The sequence below is a fragment of the Delftia sp. WSY_22 genome (assembly GCF_043104185.1).
Lineage (GTDB): Bacteria > Pseudomonadota > Gammaproteobacteria > Burkholderiales > Burkholderiaceae_C > Comamonas > Comamonas tsuruhatensis.
Genome location: NZ_JBICKN010000006.1, coordinates 659,800 through 675,062 on the forward strand (window position 1 = coordinate 659,800; position 15,263 = coordinate 675,062).

The window sequence follows — 15,263 nt, forward strand, 5'->3', positions numbered from 1 at the left end:
TCAGTGCGGCTTGAACGTCACACGATCGGGAACGGGTTTTGTCTTGCCCAGACGGCTCCACCAGGGCATCAGCAGGAAGAAGCCGAAGTAGAACAGCGTTCCGACCTGGGACACGCGCTCGCCGATGGGCGAAGGCGGCTGCACGCCGAGATAGGCCAGGATCACGAAGTTGATCACGAAGATGCCGTAGAGATACTTGTGCCAGCTCGGGCGGTAGCGGATGGACTTGACCGGGCTGCAATCGAGCCAGGGCAGCGCGAACAGGATGATCACGGCACCGCCCATCACCACCACACCCCAGAACTTGGCATCGATGGACAGCATCATGGCGATGACGCCCAGGGCCACGATGGCGACCACGCCCTTGACGGCGGCCGGCAGGCGCGACTTGAGCACGCCAAAGCCCGCACCCAGCACCACGCAGGCGATGAGCACGTACATCATCTCGCTGGTGATGGCACGCAGCATCGAGTAGAACGGCGTGAAGTACCAGACCGGCGCAATGTGCGAAGGCGTCTTCAGCGGATCGGCCGGGATGAAGTTGTTGTACTCCAGGAAGTAGCCGCCGAACTCGGGCGCGAAGAACACCACGGCCGAGAACAGGAACAGGAACACCGTCACGCCGAAGATGTCGTGCACCGTGTAGTAGGGATGGAAGGGAATGCCGTCCAGCGGATGGCCCTTGGCGTCCTTGGGCGCGTTGGGGCCCTTGATCTCGATGCCATCCGGGTTGTTGGAGCCCACATCGTGCAGCGCCAGCAAGTGGGCCACGACCAAGCCCAGCAGCACCAGGGGCACGGCGATCACGTGGAAGCTGAAGAAGCGGTTGAGCGTGGCATCGCCCACCACGTAGTCGCCACGGATCAGCAGCGCCAGGTCAGGGCCGATGAAGGGAATCGCCGAGAACAGGTTCACGATCACCTGGGCGCCCCAGTACGACATCTGGCCCCAGGGCAGCAGGTAGCCCATGAAGGCCTCGGCCATCAGCACCAGGAAGATGGCGCAGCCGAAGATCCAGACCAGTTCGCGCGGCTTGCGGTACGAACCGTACAGAAGACCGCGGAACATGTGCAGATAGACCACGACGAAGAAGGCCGACGCACCCGTGGAGTGCATGTAGCGGATCAGCCAGCCCCAGGGCACATCGCGCATGATGTACTCCACCGAGGCGAACGCCTTTTCGGCGTCGGGCTTGTAGTGCATCACCAGGAAGATGCCGGTGACGATCTGGATCACCAGCACCAGCAGCGCCAGCGAGCCGAAGATGTACCAGAAGTTGAAATTCTTCGGAGCGTAGTACTCCGACATGTGCACGCGATAGGCGTCGAAAGCCGTGGGAAAACGGTTCTCGAACCAGTTCGTGAGCTTGGCGCCGGCGGGCGCATTCGGATCGATGTCCTTGAATTCGTGGGCCATTGTTCTTGTCTCCCTCAAGCCTTGTCTTCACCAATGAGGAGCTTGGTCTCCGACAGGTACATGTGCGGCGGCACCTGCAGGTTGTCGGGAGCCGGCTTGTTCTTGAAGACACGGCCAGCCATGTCGAAGGTCGAGCCATGGCAGGGGCACAGGAAGCCGCCCTTCCAGTCGCTGGGCAGCGAGGGCTGGGCGCCCGGCTGGAACTTGTCGGAAGGCGAGCAGCCCAGATGCGTGCAGATGCCGACGACGACCAGCACTTCGGGCTTGATCGAGCGGGCCTCGTTCATCGCATAGGGCGGCGTGAACTCTTCAGGGTGGCGCTTGGATTGGGGATCGGCCAACTGGCTGTCCAGTTCGGGCAGCTCCTTGATCTGGTCAGGCGTGCGCTTGATGATCCAGACGGGCTTGCCGCGCCACTCGACCGTGAGCTTCTCGCCGTCCTTGAGGGCGGAGATATCGACCTCCACTGCAGCCCCGGCGGCTTTGGCCTTCTCGGATGGCTGGAAGGTGCTCACGAACGGGACGGCTGTCGCCACGCCGCCCACCGCACCAGCGCACGCCGACGTGATGATCCACGTCCGCTTGCTGGAGTCGATTGGAGTGTCACTCATGGGGTTCCTCGAACTACGTCGCTTGAGTTGGGGTCAACAATAAATTGTAGCGGGGCGAGTATGGTTATTCCATGCTGCTTGTGCCGTTGACAGGCTCCAAAGCCGCGCAATACTGCGCTATCTCAAACTCTTTCCAGATGGAGCCAGCCATGGGCATGATGCAGGAATTTCGTGAGTTCGCAGTTAAGGGAAACGTGGTAGATCTCGCCGTGGGCGTCATCATTGGTGGAGCGTTTGGCAAAATCGTCGATTCCGTGGTAAACGACCTGATCATGCCGGTCGTGGGCCTGGTTTTCGGCAAGCTGGACTTCTCCAATCTGTTCGTCGTGCTGGGCAGCGTACCCCCCGGAACGGCGATGACGCTCGATGCGCTCAAGAAGGCCGGCGTCCCCGTATTTGCCTATGGAAACTTCATCACGGTGGCAGTGAACTTCATCATCCTGGCCTTCATCATTTTCATGATGGTCAAGCAGATCAACCGCCTGCGCCGCGAGGCACCGGCAGCCCCCGCTCCCGCGCCCGTCACCCCCGAAGACATCGTGCTGCTGCGCGAGATTCGCGACAGCCTCAAGCGCTGAAATCCGTGTTTTGACGCAAATCAAAACGCCCGTGGCATGGTTGCCACGGGCGTTTTCCATTACTGCAGATTCCCGATGCTTGGGCTAGCCATTCAAGCCGCCAATTTGCGCGCCATTCGCACGGCCTCAATCAGGCTTCCGGCCTCTGCAACACCCTGCCCCGCAATATCGAAAGCCGTGCCGTGGTCCGGACTGGTGCGTACCAGCGGCAGCCCCAATGTGACATTCACGCCTTTTTCCACGCCCAGGTACTTCACGGGAATCAGTCCCTGGTCGTGGTACATGGCCAGCACCGCGTCGAACTCGCCGGGATGGCCGGGAGCATTGCGGGCGCGCATGAACACCGTATCGGGCGCAAAAGGTCCGTGGGCGTCCAGGCCCTCGGCGCGCGCCTGGGCGATGGCCGGGGCAATGATCTCCACCTCCTCGCTGCCGAACAGGCCGCCCTCGCCCGCATGCGGGTTCAGCCCTGCCACACCGATCCGCGGCGGGCGGCCCAGGCTGCGAGACAGGGCCTCATGCGTGATGCGCAAGGTCTGCAGCAGGTTGTCCTTCGTTACCGCATCGATCGCCTTGCGCAGCGAGGTATGGATGCTGACCAGCACCGTGCGCAGCTCATCGTTGGCCAGCATCATGCGCACCGGCATGCGGTCCAGGCCCACACCCGCATACTGCGCAGCCTCGAACTGCAGCAGCTCGGTATGACCAGGAAAGTCCACGCCCGCAGCATGCAACGCCTCCTTGTGCAGGGGCGCCGTGACCAGAGCCGCGATCTCGCCTCGCAAGGCAGCCCGCGCAGCCCAGACCACGCAGCGCGCGGCCGCGTCACCGGCGCTGGCGCTCACCTGCCCCCAGGGCGCAGGACCGGGCAGCCCGGGCAGCTCCAGCAAAGGGACGCAATGGGGCGGCACCTGCCACAGTTGCTCGGCCGACTCGATGACGGCCACGGGCATGGGAATGGCGTTGTCGCCATCGCGCGCACGCGCCGCCACGGCGGCTGCCCGGCGCAGCGTCTGCAACTCGCCGACAACGAAGCAGCCGCGCATCTGCTCGGGCGCGTCCATGAACGCCTTGGCAATGGTCTCGGGCCCCACCCCGGCAGAGTCGCCCTGGGTGATGGCCATCAAGGCCGTGGACTGTGTGGAATCAGGCATTTTCAGTATCCGGATCAGGCAAGCCGGTTATTCGCACCACGCTTGCGGCAAAAGGCTCCGCCAAAGGGATGCGCCAAGGATGGAACTGCATCAGGCCGGATTGTCGATCTCGATGAAACGGTGCTCCAGCCCCAGCTCCAATGCCACCTGACCCGCCAGGGCCGGCGCGCCGTAGCGCTCCGTGGCATGGTGGCCTGCCGCCAGGAAGGCCACGCCCGTTTCCCGGGCCAGATGCGCCTGCGGCTCGGAAATCTCGCCCGTGATGAAGGCATCGGCCCCAGCGGCAATCGCGGCCTCGAAGAAACCTTGCGCGCCGCCCGTGCACCAGGCAATGCGGCGAATGGGGTGATTGGGGCGCAGGCGCTCTCCCCCCACGCAGACAGGCGTGCGCCCCAGCGCCTGCTCCACATGCCTGCCCAACGCAGCCGCATCGGCAAAATCCGCTGCCGCCATCCAGCCCAGGTTCTGCTCGCCAAACGTTGCCTGGCCCTCAAGCCCCAGCTGCACGCCCAACTGCGCGTTGTTGCCCCATTGCGGATGGGCATCCAGCGGCAGATGGTAGGCAAAGAGATTGATGTCGTGGGCCAGCAGCAGGCGGATGCGCTCCTTGAGCCAGCCCGTGATGCGGCCATCCATGCCGCGCCAGAACAGGCCGTGGTGCACGAAGATGGCATCGGCCTGCGCCTCGATGGCCGCCTCGATCAGCGCGCGGCTGGCCGTCACCCCGCTGACGATGCGGCGGATCTCGCCGCGCCCCTCCACCTGCAGGCCGTTGGGACCATAGTCCTTGAAGCGCTCGGGCTGCAGCAAACCGTCGAAGTGGGCCAGGAGTTCTTGTCGCGTGGTGCTCATGAAAGGATTGTCAGCGATCCATGCGGCGCCCAGGAAAAAGGGCAGCCATGCTGCCCTTCATTCCACTGCCAAGCTCAGCCGCGCCTGGGTTGCCAACCACGGCAGGCCAGGGGCCAGAAGCCGATGGCCGCGCCCAGGATGCCCATGGCCGCCACATAGTGCGCAGGCGCCATCACATCCACCTGCTGCCACACGGACACCAGCATGGGCGTCATGCCGCCGAACACCGCATAGGCCATGTTGTAGGCAAAGGACAGGCCCGTGAAACGCACCTCGGCCGGGAAGGCGCGCACGCCCACCACCGGCAGCAGCGCAATGCTGCCCACGAAAAAGCCCACCAGCGCATAGCTCCACACCAGCGAGGACGCCGTGCCCGGCAGGTTCAGATAGAACGCATAGGCCGTCACTGTCATGCCCAGCCAGCCCGTGACCATGGCCACACGCGTGCCCATCCGGTCGGACAGCCAGCCCCAGAACACGCAGCCCAGCGTCAGCGTCACCGTGGCCACAGCATTGGCCTTCATGGTCAGGGCCGCGTCGATGTGGAAGACCTTCTGCAGATAGGCCGGTGTGAACAGCACCACCACCACGATGGCCGTGGACAGCACCCAGGTCATCAGCGCCACCAGCACACAGGCCTGGCGGTGGTCGCGCACGATGGTCTTGAGCGGCAGTTCGCGGTCGGCCTGCTTGCGCGCCATCAGCTCCTGGAAAATGGGTGTCTCGTGCAGGAACTTGCGCAGATAGACCGACACCAGGCCGAACACGCCGCCCAGGATGAAGGGCATGCGCCAGGCCCAGTCGTGGATCTCCTCGGCGCTGTAGGTGCTGTTGAGCCAGACACCGATGATGGAGCCCAGGAAAATGCCGCCCGTGATGCCCGAAGTCAGCGAGCCGATGGCAAAGCCGTAGTGGCGCGCCGGCGCATGCTCGGCCACGAAGACCCAGGCGCCCGGCATCTCGCCGCCAATGGCCGCGCCCTGCAGCACGCGCATGGCCAGCAGCAAAATCGGCGCGGCAATGCCGATGGAGGCATAGGTGGGCAGCAGGCCGATCACCAGCGTGGGCACGGCCATCAGGAAGATGGACAGCGTGAACATCTTCTTGCGGCCCAGGATGTCGCCAAAGTGCGCAATCAGAATGCCGCCGATGGGCCGGGCAAGGTAGCCCGCCGCAAAAATGCCCAGCGTCTGCAGCTGGCGCAGCCAGTCCGGCATCTCTGCCGGGAAGAACAGCTTGCCGATGACGTTGGCGAAGAAAACGAAAACGACAAAGTCGTAGAACTCCAGGGTGCCCCCCAGGGCCGACAGGCCCAGGGTCTTGTAGTCCTGTCGGTTGAGAGGACGTGCGGTCGCAACAGCAGGGGCCATGCCCGGCTGCGCTTGGTCAAGCGTAGTCATGGTTTTTTTCCAGGGATCGAACAGCAGGACGGCGCGGTGGATGCCACGGCAACGGATGGGCGTGCGGCGGCAGATCGTTCTGCAAGACTTCGGGATCGGAGGACTTGGCTCTCTCTTGGGGCCGGCTTGTGAGCCGGCGCAACAGCGAACGCGGCGTGGCGCAGTCGTCGGGGGATTCTAGGGTTTGTACTGTAGCTGTGTGGGGAGCGCGGCTTTGGTGCTCGCCCGCCGGCCCACCGCCCCGCTCACGACATGCCTCACAATGGGGCCTTGTCCTCCCGCACAGAACACCACACTTCATGAAACGCACTTGGCTGCTGTTTTCGCAGGCGGTCACCATCCTGGTGGCTGCCTACTTCGTCGTTGCCACCCTGCAGCCGGACTGGCTGCGCCGCGGCGCCGTGCGCAGCAACGCGGGCATTGCGTTGCTGGAGGCGCCGGCCACGCCCGTCGGAGAAGTCAGCCCGGGCAGCTTTGCACCTGCGGCCAAGAAGGCAGCGCCGGCCGTGGTGAGCATCAACACCAGCAAGGCGGTACGGCATCCGCGCAGCAACGATCCGTGGTTCCAGTTCTTCTTCGGCGACCAGGGCACGCAGGAGCAGGCAGGCCTGGGCAGCGGCGTGATCATCAGCCCGGACGGCTACATCCTGACCAACAACCATGTGGTCGAGGGCGCCGATGACATCGAGGTCACGCTGACCGACAGCCGCCAGGCCAAGGCCCAGGTGATCGGTACCGATCCCGAGACCGACCTGGCCGTGCTCAAGATCGCCCTGGACAAGCTGCCCGTCATCGTTCTGGGCAATTCCGACCAGATCGACGTGGGCGACCGCGTGCTGGCCATCGGCAATCCCTTCGGCGTGGGCCAGACGGTGACCAGCGGCATCGTCAGTGCACTGGGCCGCAGTCAGCTGGGCATCAATACCTTCGAGAACTTCATCCAGACCGACGCCGCCATCAACCCCGGCAATTCGGGCGGCGCGCTGGTGGATGCCAGCGGCAATCTGCTGGGCATCAATACCGCCATTTATTCACGCTCGGGTGGCAGCATGGGCATCGGCTTTGCGATTCCCGTGTCCACGGCCAAGCTGGTGCTGGACGGCATCGTCAAGGACGGCCGCGTGGTGCGCGGCTGGATCGGCGTGGAGCCCAATGAGCTGTCGCCGGAGCTGGCAGAGACCTTTGGCGTGAAGGCCGACTCCGGCGTGATCATCACCGGCGTGCTGCAGGCAGGCCCCGCTGCCCAGGCCGGCATGCGCCCGGGCGATGTGATCGTGCAGGTGGGCGACAAGCCCATCCGCAATGTGTCCGAACTGCTGACCGCCGTGGCCGCGCTCAAGCCCGGCGAGGCCGCGAAATTCGATGTGCGCCGTGGCGAAGGCCCCGTGGAGCTGCAGATCACCCCGGGCCTGCGCCCTGCGCAGTCGGCACAGCGCATGCAGCGCCGCTGACCCGGCCCCCCGCCCCAACGAAAAAAGCGCCTGTTCACAGGCGCTTTTTCATTGCAGGGCCGGTGCTGAGCTACAGCTTGTGCAGGCGCTGGGCCGCGCGCCATTGCGCGCCGGGCGCCACATGCACGGGCGCATCGATGGCGGCGGCCTCCACGCACAGCATCTGCCGCCACCCCTGCGGCGGCATGTCGGGCAGACGTTCACACAGCGCGGGGCCGGGGTTCCAGACCACGGTCTCGGTCCAGGCGGCATCCTGCGAGATCCGCAAGCCGCCGCCAAGTGCGGCCAGCTCCATGGCGTTCCCGGGCCGGGGGTAGACGCGATCGAGCTCTTCGCCAAAGCGCACGTCACCGTGCTGCGTGGGATGGGTGTCGGCCACGGCATCCCAGTAAGGCAGGCCGTCAAGGCCTTGCAGCCGGCATTGCTCCACGTCCGCCACGCGCAGGTAGCTGTGCAAGGCGGCAGTGAAAGCCAAAGGCGTGTCGCCCCGGTTGTGCACTACCAGCTCCACGTCAAGCCGGCCGGGCAACAGCGTCACCTCCAGCCAGGTCTCGAAGGAATGCGGCCAGACGGCGCGCGTCTGCGGCGTGTCGGCGAGCCTGAGCCGCAGGAACAAGCCATCGCCGGCAAGAACCTCGGCCTGTGCTGCATCAGCCTGCCACGGCAGGGTGCGCGCAAAGCCGTGCTTGACCAGCGGGCCGCGTTGGTTGAACTGGGGAAAGCAGACCGGAATGCCGCCGCGTATGGGTGTGTGGCCGTCATGGGCGGCATGAGGGCTCAGGAACAGTTGCTCCTCGCCACCTGCCTGCCAGGACAGCAGTTGCGCCCCCTGCAAGGCCACCAGGGCAGCATCGCCGCAGGCCAGGCGCAGGCGGATGGCGGGCAGGCCCTGCCATGCATCAGCGCAGGCGCCGGGAGCTTGCGCGGCCGCAGGTAAAGCTGTTACTGCGGGAAAGGAAGATGTAACTTTCATGCTTGAATATAGCCTTTCCCCCGCCCAGCCTTCCTCTGTCATGCAACGCTCCCACGCTCCCTCTCCTCTTGTCCTGCGACTCGGCATGCTCGCCCTGGCCGCCTCCTTGGCTTCCTGCGGCGGAGGCGGTGGTGGTGACAGCAGCGCTGGCGGCGGCACCGGGGGCGATGGCGGCGGCACCGGCCAGCCCGGAGTGACCTCGGTCACCGTGCAATGGACGGCCCCTGCCGCCAGGGATGTGGTGACTGCAGGCTCGGCACTGACCCTGCGCGCAGGTGTTCTCGCAGATGGCGTGAATGCCGCCGATGGAACCGTGGTGAGCTTCAGCGCAGCCACAGGCGTCAGCACCTCGGCGCTGACCAGCTCCGGCGTGGCAACTGCCTCCCTGACCGGCGCCACGCCGGGCCGCCAGCAGGTGCAGGCCAGCGCCACCGTGGGAAGCCGCACGGGCAGCGCTTCGCAGACCTTCTATCTGCGCCCGGCTCCTGCGCCGCTGCGGGTGCTGGTGCCTGCGTATTTCTATCCCACGGGCGCGGGGGCCACGGCCTGGAATGCGCTGGCAGCCAGCGCCCAGGCAAATCCGACCGTGCAGATGACGGCCATCCTGAACCCGGCCAACGGCATTTTCAGTGGCCCGGATGCGAACATCACGCGCGCCGCAACCGCTTTTGCCAACGCGGGCGGGCAGTTGGTGGGCTATGTGAGCTCCAGCTATGGCACGGGCACGCGATCGCTGGCCAGCATCCAGGCCAATATCGACAACTATTTCACGCACTACGGCGCAGGCCTGGTCAAGGGCTTCTTCATTGACGAGATGGCGGCCACCGCCAACCGGCTGGACTTCTACCGCAGCATCTACCAGTACATCAAGGCCAAGAATCCCGACCTGATCGTGATCGGCAATCCGGGCCTCGTGCCCGTGGCCGGCTATGCCGATGTGGCCGATGTGCTGACCACGTTCGAGGGCAAGGGCTCCACGTACGCCACCTACGATCCGCGCACGACCAGTTTCGATTGGCTGTACGGGCTGGCCAATAGCCACCAGGCCTCGCTGGTGCACAACGTGTCGGGCTGCGCGGCCATGCAGACGGCCGTGCAGTCGGCCGCCTCGGCACGCTACCAGGCGGGATGGATCTATGTGACCCAGCTGGAGTTCGAGCCCAGCACCGGCGTGGGCAACCCCTGGGCCGGGCTGCCGAATTACTGGGATGCCTTTGTGCAGACCGTGCGCGCCACCAATGCCGGGCAAGCCCTTCCCGCCTGCTCGTAGAGGCCGCTTGAAACCCCGGCGCTGAATGCAGCGCGGGCGCCTGTCAGGGACAGGCGCCCGCGAATATCGAGAAGGCGCAGGCCGCTCAGGCCGTGAGTTCGTCGGCGCGAGCCTGCGCTGCGGCGAAGTCGAGATCGCCCGAGTAGATGGCGCGACCGCAGATCACGCCCTCGATGCCTTCGTCCTCGACCTTGCACAGCGCCTCGATGTCGGCCATGCCCGCCAGGCCACCCGAGGCGATGACGGGGATCTTCAGCGATTGGGCAAGATTGACGGTGGCATCGATGTTGATGCCCGTGAGCATGCCGTCGCGGCCGATGTCGGTGTAGATGATGGACTCCACGCCCCAGTCCTCGAAGCGCTTGGCCACCGAATGCACGTCCTGGCCCGTGAGCTTGCTCCAGCCGTCGATGGCGACCTTGCCGTCCTTGGCGTCGAGCCCGACGATCACATGGCCGCCGAAGGCGCTGCAGGCGTCCTGCAGAAAGCCGGGGTTCTTCACGGCAGCGGTGCCGATGATCACGTAGCTGATGCCGGCATCTATGTATTTCTCGATGGTATCCAGGTCACGGATGCCTCCGCCGAGCTGCACCGGAATCCGGCCGTCCACCTCTTTGAGGATGGCCTTGATGGCCGCAAGGTTCTTGGGCTGGCCCGCAAACGCGCCATTGAGGTCCACCAGGTGCAGGCGGCGCGCGCCGGCGTCGAGCCAGCGGCGGGCGATGATGGCCGGGTCTTCGCCGAACGTGGTCGACTGGTCCATATCACCCTGGATGAGGCGTACGCAGTGGCCGTCCTTGAGGTCGATGGCAGGAATGAGCAGCATGATGGTTTGCGAGCAATGAAGGCCTGGGATTCAGCGGCCGGTGCGGGGAAGAAAAGGGGATTCAGGGCTTCCAGCCCAGAAAGTTGCGGAACAGGGCCAGGCCCTGGTCAGCGCTTTTTTCGGGGTGAAACTGCGTGGCGAAAATATTATCGCGCGCGATGGCGCAGGCAAAGCGCCCGCCGTAGTCGGCCTGCGCAGCGCAATGCTGCGGCTGCTGCACCACGGCATAGAAACTGTGCACGAAGTAGTAGAAGCTGTCTTCGGGAATTCCACGCCACAGCGGGTGGGCATGGCCGGCGTTGTGCGTCTGGTGCACGCGGTTCCAGCCCATCTGCGGAACCTTGAAGCGGCTGCCATCGGCCTGGGTGCGGCCCGCCAGATCGAACTTGCGCACGTTGCCGGGGATGAGGCCCAGGCCGGGCACGTCACCTTCGTCGCTGTGGTCCAGCAGCATCTGCATGCCCACGCAGACGCCGAACAGGGGCTTGTTGGCAGCGGCATGCAGCACGGCTTCCTGCAGGCCGGATTCGCGCAGCTCGCGCATGCAGTCGGGCATGGCGCCCTGGCCCGGCAGCACGACGCGGTCGGCGGCCAGGACCACCTCGGGATCGGAGGTCACAACGACCTGCCAGCCGGAATCGGCGGCGGCCGTGCGCACGGCCTGTGAAACCGAGCGCAGATTGCCCATGCCGTAATCGACGACGGCGACGGTGTTGTCAGTCAAACTCATAGCGTGTGGCGCGTGTTCTGTCGGATTTTCGGCGGGATTGCCCGGTCAGATCAAGTTCTGGCCGATGCCAATCGCTTCTCTTTACAGAGCGCCCTTGGTCGAGGGGATGACGCCGGCCATGCGCTCGTCATGCTCCAGCGCAAAGCGCAGGGCGCGTGCGAAGGCCTTGAAGATGGTCTCGCACTGGTGGTGGGCATTGAAGCCCTTGAGGTTGTCGATGTGCAGGGTCACGCCCGCATGGTTGACGAAGCCCTGGAAGAATTCGTAGACCAGCTGGGTGTCGAGCTGACCGATGCTGCCGGCCGTGAATTTCACGTCCATATGCAGCCCGGGACGGCCCGAGAAATCGATGACCACGCGGCTCAGGGCCTCGTCCAGCGGCACATAGGCGTGGCCGTAGCGGCGGATGCCCTTCTTGTCGCCCACGGCCTTGGCAAAGGCCTGGCCCAGGGTGATGCCGATGTCCTCCACCGTGTGGTGGCCGTCGATGTGCAGGTCGCCCTCGCACTCGATGTCCAGGTCGATCAGGCCATGGCGCGCGATCTGGTCGAGCATGTGGTCCAGAAAGCCGATGCCCGAGTGCAGGCTGGCCTTGCCCGTGCCGTCCAGGTTGATGGCGACCTTGATCCGGGTCTCGGCGGTGTTGCGCTGCACTTCGGCGGTGCGTGCGGGGACTGCATTGCTCATAGGGATTCCTTCAGGGCCGCCAGCATCTGGGCGTTTTCTTCGTGGGTGCCCACGGTCAGGCGCAGGCAATTGGCCAGCAGCGGGTGCATGGCACTGACGTTCTTCACCAGCACGCCCCGGGCCTTCATCTCGGCCTGGGCACGCGCGGCATCGCGCACGCGCAGCAAGACCATGTTGGCCTCGGATGGCCAGATCTTTTCCACACCCGGCAGCGCGGTCAGCGCGTCGATCAGCGGCTGGCGCTCGGCGCGGATGGCCACGGCCTGCTGCGCATACAGCGCCTCGTGCTCCAGCGCGAAGATGGCCGTCTCGCAGTTGAGCACGCTGATGTTGTAGGGCGGGCGCACCTTGTCGATCTCGCCGACGATGGCGGCCGGGCCGATCAGGTAGCCCAGGCGCGCACCGGCCAGGCCGAACTTGCTGAGCGTGCGCATCAGCAGCACATGGGCGTTGCGGGCCGGGTCGGCGCGCATGTTCTCTGCCCAGCTGCGGCGGGCGAAGGGCTGGTAGGCCTCGTCCATGACGACCAGGCCGCCGATGGCGCCGACCGCGTCGATCACGGCCTGCACATCGGCCTCGGCCCAGAGCGTGGCCGTGGGATTGTTGGGATAGGCGATATAGGTGATGGCGGGGCGGTGCTCGGCAATGGCGGCGCGCATGGCGGGCACGTCCAGCTCGAAGTCGGCCGTCAGGTCGACCCCCACAAAGTCCAGGCCCTGCAGCCTGGCGCTCATGGGATACATGACGAAGCCCGGCATGGGCGCCAGCATGGTGGCGCGGCCCTCGGCGTGGGGCTGGGCACAGGCCAGGGCCAGCAGCGTGATGATCTCGTCCGAGCCATTGCCCAGCAGTACGGCGCTGCCGGCCGGCGCCTGCGCGTAGCGGGCCAGCATGTCCTTGAGCACTTCCTGGCGCTCGCCAGGGTAGCGGTTGATCTCCAGCCGGCCCAGGCGCTCGCCCAGCGCGGCCTGCAGCTCGGGCGGCAGGCGGAAGGGGTTCTCCATCGTGTCCATCTTGAGCAGGCCTTGTGAGGGCTGCACATGGTAGGCATGCATGGAGCGGACATCGGCGCGGATGCGCTCCAGGGCGAGGGCCTGAACCTGCGGAATGGAAGCTGTCATGGCATGCACACTTTCACGAGTCAGTGGGGGAAGAAATCCATCAGCGAAGCCGCTCAGGCCTGCTGCTGCTGCGGCGCCTGGTGCAGCGGGTGCACCATGGCGACGCCGCCGAACTGGGCGCCGTGCGGCAGGTGCAGGGTCAGCATCTGCTCGCAGCCGCTGTGCTGGGCGCAGGCCACGGCCAGGCAGTCGCCAAAGGCCAGCTGGTGGCGCGATTGCACGGCCCAGGCGGTCTCCAGCGTGGCGGCATCGGTCTTCCAGGGCGTCCAGGTCTGGTAGCGGCGGATGGCGGCGCGCGCATCGCCCTGCGGCAAAGGCTGGGCGGCCGTGGTGACCTGTTCATAGAACTCGCACAGCGACTGACTGCCGGTGCGCCCGCTGCGCGTGCGCCACAGCAGGTCCAGCCACTGCAGCACGGCGGCATGCAAGGCGCCCTGCCCCGTGTCTTCGGCAGCGACCAGCACGGAGGTATCGACGAAGACGGTGTTCATGCCTGGCCCTCGCGGCGCAGCGCGGCACTGCGCTGGGCGGGCTGCGTGGATGACGGCTGGCCGCCGTCCCAGCCGCGCTCGTCGGTGCGCCAGGCCAGGTAGGCGCGCTCGTAGGCGTCCTCGCGGCGCTGCATCTCGGCCATGAAGTCGCCCACCATGCGCGAGACGCTGGTGCCGCGGCGCGCGGCCTCGATGCGTGCCCATTCGAGCACGCTGTCTTCGACGGTGATGGTGAGGTTCTTCACAGGGTGCAAGTCTACACGAAATTCGTGCTCCACTGATTTCGTGTCGATTCTTGACATACTTGCTCTAGCGTTCAGGCAGCAAAAAGCGCCGCCCCTTTCGGTGACGGCGCCTTCGTCCAGCAGGAAGCGAGTGTCTACTTCAGGCGCATTTCGGCAGCGCGCGCATGGCCTTGCAGGCCTTCGCCATGCGCCAGCACCGAGGCGATGCGGCCCAGGGTCTGGGCGCCCTGCTCGCTGACCTCGATGAGGCTGGACCGCTTCTGGAAGTCATAGACCCCCAGCGGCGAGGAAAAGCGCGCCGTGCCGCTGGTGGGCAGCACATGGTTGGGGCCGGCACAGTAGTCGCCCAGGCTCTCGCTGGTGTAGGCCCCCAGGAAGATGGCGCCTGCATGGCGCAGCAGCGGCTCCCACTGGTGGGGATCGTTGCTGGAGACTTCCAGGTGCTCGGGCGCGATGCGGTTGCTGATGGCGCAGGCCTCCTGCATGTCGCGCGTGAGGATGAGGGCACCCCGGTCGCTCAGGCTCTTGGCGATGATGGCGCGCCGCGGCATCTCGGGCAGCAGGCGGTCGATCTCGCGCTGGACGGCGGCGATGTAGTCGGCATCGGGGCACAGCAGAATGCTTTGCGCCAGCTCGTCATGCTCGGCCTGGCTGAACAGGTCCATGGCCACCCAGTCGGGCGGCGTGCTGCCGTCGGCCAGCACCAGGATTTCACTGGGGCCGGCAATCATGTCGATGCCCACGGTGCCGAACACCCGCTTCTTGGCGCTGGCCACATAGGCATTGCCGGGGCCGGTGATCTTGTCCACCTTGGGGATGGTGGCCGTGCCGTAGGCCAGGGCCGCCACGGCCTGGGCACCGCCGATGGTGAAGCCGCGCGTGACGCCCGCCACATAGGCAGCCGCCAGCACCAGGGCGTTCTTCTCGCCGCGCGGCGTGGGCACGACCATGATGATTTCCTGCACGCCAGCCACATGGGCGGGAATGGCATTCATCAGCACGCTGGACGGATAGGCGGCCTTGCCGCCGGGCACATAGATGCCCACGCGATCCAGCGGCGTGACCTTCTGGCCCAGCAGGGTTCCATCGGCGTCGCGGTAGCTCCAGCTCTCGCCGCTGGCGCGCTTTTGTGCCTCGTGGTAGGTGCGCACGCGCTGGGCAGCGGCCGTCAGCGCATCGCGCTGCTCGTCGCCCAGGCTGTCGAAGGCGGCCTTGAGCTCGGCCTGCGTCAGCTCCAGCGCTGCCATGCCGTCCACCTGCAATCCGTCAAAACGCGCCGTGTACTCCAGCACGGCCGCATCGCCGCGCTTTTGCACATCGGCCAGGATGTCGGCCACGCGCTGCTCGATGGCCGCGTCCGTGTCCGCCGACCAATGCAGGCGCTGCGCAAAATCGTGTTCGAAGTTGGCGTCAAGCGTGGACAGGCGGGCGGGAGCGGCTTGGTATTCCATGGTGCAG

At 65.8% G+C, this 15,263-nt stretch carries 16 protein-coding genes; 3 read left to right on the forward strand and 13 right to left on the reverse strand.

Annotated elements, in window-relative coordinates:
• Together ACF8NF_RS03605 and petA are read right to left on the reverse strand one after the other, a co-directional pair.
• On the reverse strand, positions 1-1,416 hold the full coding sequence (locus ACF8NF_RS03605) for a cytochrome bc complex cytochrome b subunit (RefSeq protein ID WP_016451018.1): 1,416 nt from the start codon (positions 1,414-1,416) through the stop codon (positions 1-3).
• Positions 1,417-1,430: 14 nt separating this feature from the next.
• On the reverse strand, positions 1,431-2,027 hold the full coding sequence (gene petA, locus ACF8NF_RS03610) for a ubiquinol-cytochrome c reductase iron-sulfur subunit (protein WP_016445597.1): 597 nt from the start codon (positions 2,025-2,027) through the stop codon (positions 1,431-1,433).
• Positions 2,028-2,176: 149 nt separating this feature from the next.
• Between petA and mscL the strand changes: the two genes are divergently transcribed.
• Complete coding sequence (mscL, locus tag ACF8NF_RS03615) at positions 2,177-2,605, forward strand: large conductance mechanosensitive channel protein MscL (RefSeq protein ID WP_012207302.1); 429 nt, start codon at positions 2,177-2,179, stop codon at positions 2,603-2,605.
• A 92-nt stretch (positions 2,606-2,697) separates the two neighbouring features.
• Here mscL and pdxA read toward each other — a convergent pair whose 3' ends face one another.
• The 3 genes from pdxA to ACF8NF_RS03630 all read right to left on the reverse strand — a co-directional run bounded on the left by pdxA (position 2,698) and on the right by ACF8NF_RS03630 (position 6,011).
• A complete protein-coding gene (pdxA, locus tag ACF8NF_RS03620) occupies positions 2,698-3,759 on the reverse strand; it encodes a 4-hydroxythreonine-4-phosphate dehydrogenase PdxA (protein ID WP_016445596.1) in 1,062 nt (353 codons plus the stop codon).
• Between the two features lie 90 nt (positions 3,760-3,849).
• Entirely contained in the window at positions 3,850-4,611 is a 762-nt protein-coding gene (locus ACF8NF_RS03625) for a Nif3-like dinuclear metal center hexameric protein (protein ID WP_016445595.1), read from the reverse strand.
• A 74-nt stretch (positions 4,612-4,685) separates the two neighbouring features.
• Complete coding sequence (locus ACF8NF_RS03630; protein ID WP_046238480.1) at positions 4,686-6,011, reverse strand: MFS transporter; 1,326 nt, start codon at positions 6,009-6,011, stop codon at positions 4,686-4,688.
• Between the two features lie 299 nt (positions 6,012-6,310).
• Between ACF8NF_RS03630 and ACF8NF_RS03635 the strand changes: the two genes are divergently transcribed.
• Entirely contained in the window at positions 6,311-7,462 is a 1,152-nt protein-coding gene (locus ACF8NF_RS03635) for a S1C family serine protease (RefSeq protein ID WP_016445593.1), read from the forward strand.
• Between the two features lie 70 nt (positions 7,463-7,532).
• Here ACF8NF_RS03635 and ACF8NF_RS03640 read toward each other — a convergent pair whose 3' ends face one another.
• Positions 7,533-8,435, reverse strand: coding sequence for a D-hexose-6-phosphate mutarotase (locus ACF8NF_RS03640; RefSeq protein WP_241150306.1), 903 nt, complete (start codon positions 8,433-8,435; stop codon positions 7,533-7,535).
• An 85-nt stretch (positions 8,436-8,520) separates the two neighbouring features.
• Here ACF8NF_RS03640 and ACF8NF_RS03645 point away from each other — a divergent pair, with 85 nt between their 5' ends.
• A complete protein-coding gene (locus ACF8NF_RS03645) occupies positions 8,521-9,705 on the forward strand; it encodes a spherulation-specific family 4 protein (RefSeq protein WP_043790009.1) in 1,185 nt (394 codons plus the stop codon).
• A gap of 85 nt (positions 9,706-9,790) precedes the next feature.
• Here the strand turns inward: ACF8NF_RS03645 and hisA are convergent, their stop codons facing one another.
• From hisA to hisD, 7 genes are all read right to left on the reverse strand, one after another.
• Positions 9,791-10,531, reverse strand: a complete 741-nt coding sequence (gene hisA, locus ACF8NF_RS03650) for a 1-(5-phosphoribosyl)-5-[(5-phosphoribosylamino)methylideneamino]imidazole-4-carboxamide isomerase (protein WP_016445590.1) — start codon at positions 10,529-10,531, stop codon at positions 9,791-9,793.
• Between the two features lie 61 nt (positions 10,532-10,592).
• Entirely contained in the window at positions 10,593-11,261 is a 669-nt protein-coding gene (hisH, locus tag ACF8NF_RS03655) for an imidazole glycerol phosphate synthase subunit HisH (RefSeq protein ID WP_017405475.1), read from the reverse strand.
• A gap of 81 nt (positions 11,262-11,342) precedes the next feature.
• On the reverse strand, positions 11,343-11,948 hold the full coding sequence (gene hisB, locus ACF8NF_RS03660; protein ID WP_016445588.1) for an imidazoleglycerol-phosphate dehydratase HisB: 606 nt from the start codon (positions 11,946-11,948) through the stop codon (positions 11,343-11,345).
• Positions 11,945-13,069 (reverse strand): histidinol-phosphate transaminase, encoded by a 1,125-nt coding sequence (hisC, locus tag ACF8NF_RS03665; protein WP_017405474.1) that lies wholly within the window; start codon positions 13,067-13,069, stop codon positions 11,945-11,947. Before hisC ends, hisB begins: the two co-directional genes overlap by 4 nt.
• Positions 13,070-13,122: 53 nt before the next feature.
• On the reverse strand, positions 13,123-13,560 hold the full coding sequence (locus ACF8NF_RS03670) for a PIN domain-containing protein (protein WP_133072255.1): 438 nt from the start codon (positions 13,558-13,560) through the stop codon (positions 13,123-13,125).
• The gene (locus ACF8NF_RS03675; protein ID WP_174538854.1) at positions 13,557-13,862 is read right to left on the reverse strand and encodes a hypothetical protein; all 306 of its coding nucleotides are present in this window, start codon (positions 13,860-13,862) and stop codon (positions 13,557-13,559) included. Before ACF8NF_RS03675 ends, ACF8NF_RS03670 begins: the two co-directional genes overlap by 4 nt.
• Positions 13,863-13,939: 77 nt before the next feature.
• Positions 13,940-15,256 carry a histidinol dehydrogenase gene (gene hisD, locus ACF8NF_RS03680; protein ID WP_034364866.1) on the reverse strand — a complete coding sequence of 439 codons (1,317 nt, stop codon included), beginning with the start codon at positions 15,254-15,256 and terminating at the stop codon, positions 13,940-13,942.
• Between the last annotated feature and the right edge of the window lie 7 nt (positions 15,257-15,263).

What these genes read in the sequence shown, in the direction of transcription:
- ACF8NF_RS03605 (WP_016451018.1), bottom strand. Translation starts at nt 1,416, where the DNA reads ATGGCCCACGAATTCAAGGACATCGATCCGAATGCGCCCGCCGGCGCC.
- petA (WP_016445597.1), bottom strand. Translation starts at nt 2,027, where the DNA reads ATGAGTGACACTCCAATCGACTCCAGCAAGCGGACGTGGATCATCACG.
- mscL (WP_012207302.1), top strand. Translation starts at nt 2,177, where the DNA reads ATGGGCATGATGCAGGAATTTCGTGAGTTCGCAGTTAAGGGAAACGTG.
- pdxA (WP_016445596.1), bottom strand. Translation starts at nt 3,759, where the DNA reads ATGCCTGATTCCACACAGTCCACGGCCTTGATGGCCATCACCCAGGGC.
- ACF8NF_RS03625 (WP_016445595.1), bottom strand. Translation starts at nt 4,611, where the DNA reads ATGAGCACCACGCGACAAGAACTCCTGGCCCACTTCGACGGTTTGCTG.
- ACF8NF_RS03630 (WP_046238480.1), bottom strand. Translation starts at nt 6,011, where the DNA reads ATGACTACGCTTGACCAAGCGCAGCCGGGCATGGCCCCTGCTGTTGCG.
- ACF8NF_RS03635 (WP_016445593.1), top strand. Translation starts at nt 6,311, where the DNA reads ATGAAACGCACTTGGCTGCTGTTTTCGCAGGCGGTCACCATCCTGGTG.
- ACF8NF_RS03640 (WP_241150306.1), bottom strand. Translation starts at nt 8,435, where the DNA reads ATGAAAGTTACATCTTCCTTTCCCGCAGTAACAGCTTTACCTGCGGCC.
- ACF8NF_RS03645 (WP_043790009.1), top strand. Translation starts at nt 8,521, where the DNA reads ATGCTCGCCCTGGCCGCCTCCTTGGCTTCCTGCGGCGGAGGCGGTGGT.
- hisA (WP_016445590.1), bottom strand. Translation starts at nt 10,531, where the DNA reads ATGCTGCTCATTCCTGCCATCGACCTCAAGGACGGCCACTGCGTACGC.
- hisH (WP_017405475.1), bottom strand. Translation starts at nt 11,261, where the DNA reads ATGAGTTTGACTGACAACACCGTCGCCGTCGTCGATTACGGCATGGGC.
- hisB (WP_016445588.1), bottom strand. Translation starts at nt 11,948, where the DNA reads ATGAGCAATGCAGTCCCCGCACGCACCGCCGAAGTGCAGCGCAACACC.
- hisC (WP_017405474.1), bottom strand. Translation starts at nt 13,069, where the DNA reads ATGACAGCTTCCATTCCGCAGGTTCAGGCCCTCGCCCTGGAGCGCATC.
- ACF8NF_RS03670 (WP_133072255.1), bottom strand. Translation starts at nt 13,560, where the DNA reads ATGAACACCGTCTTCGTCGATACCTCCGTGCTGGTCGCTGCCGAAGAC.
- ACF8NF_RS03675 (WP_174538854.1), bottom strand. Translation starts at nt 13,862, where the DNA reads ATGTCAAGAATCGACACGAAATCAGTGGAGCACGAATTTCGTGTAGAC.
- hisD (WP_034364866.1), bottom strand. Translation starts at nt 15,256, where the DNA reads ATGGAATACCAAGCCGCTCCCGCCCGCCTGTCCACGCTTGACGCCAAC.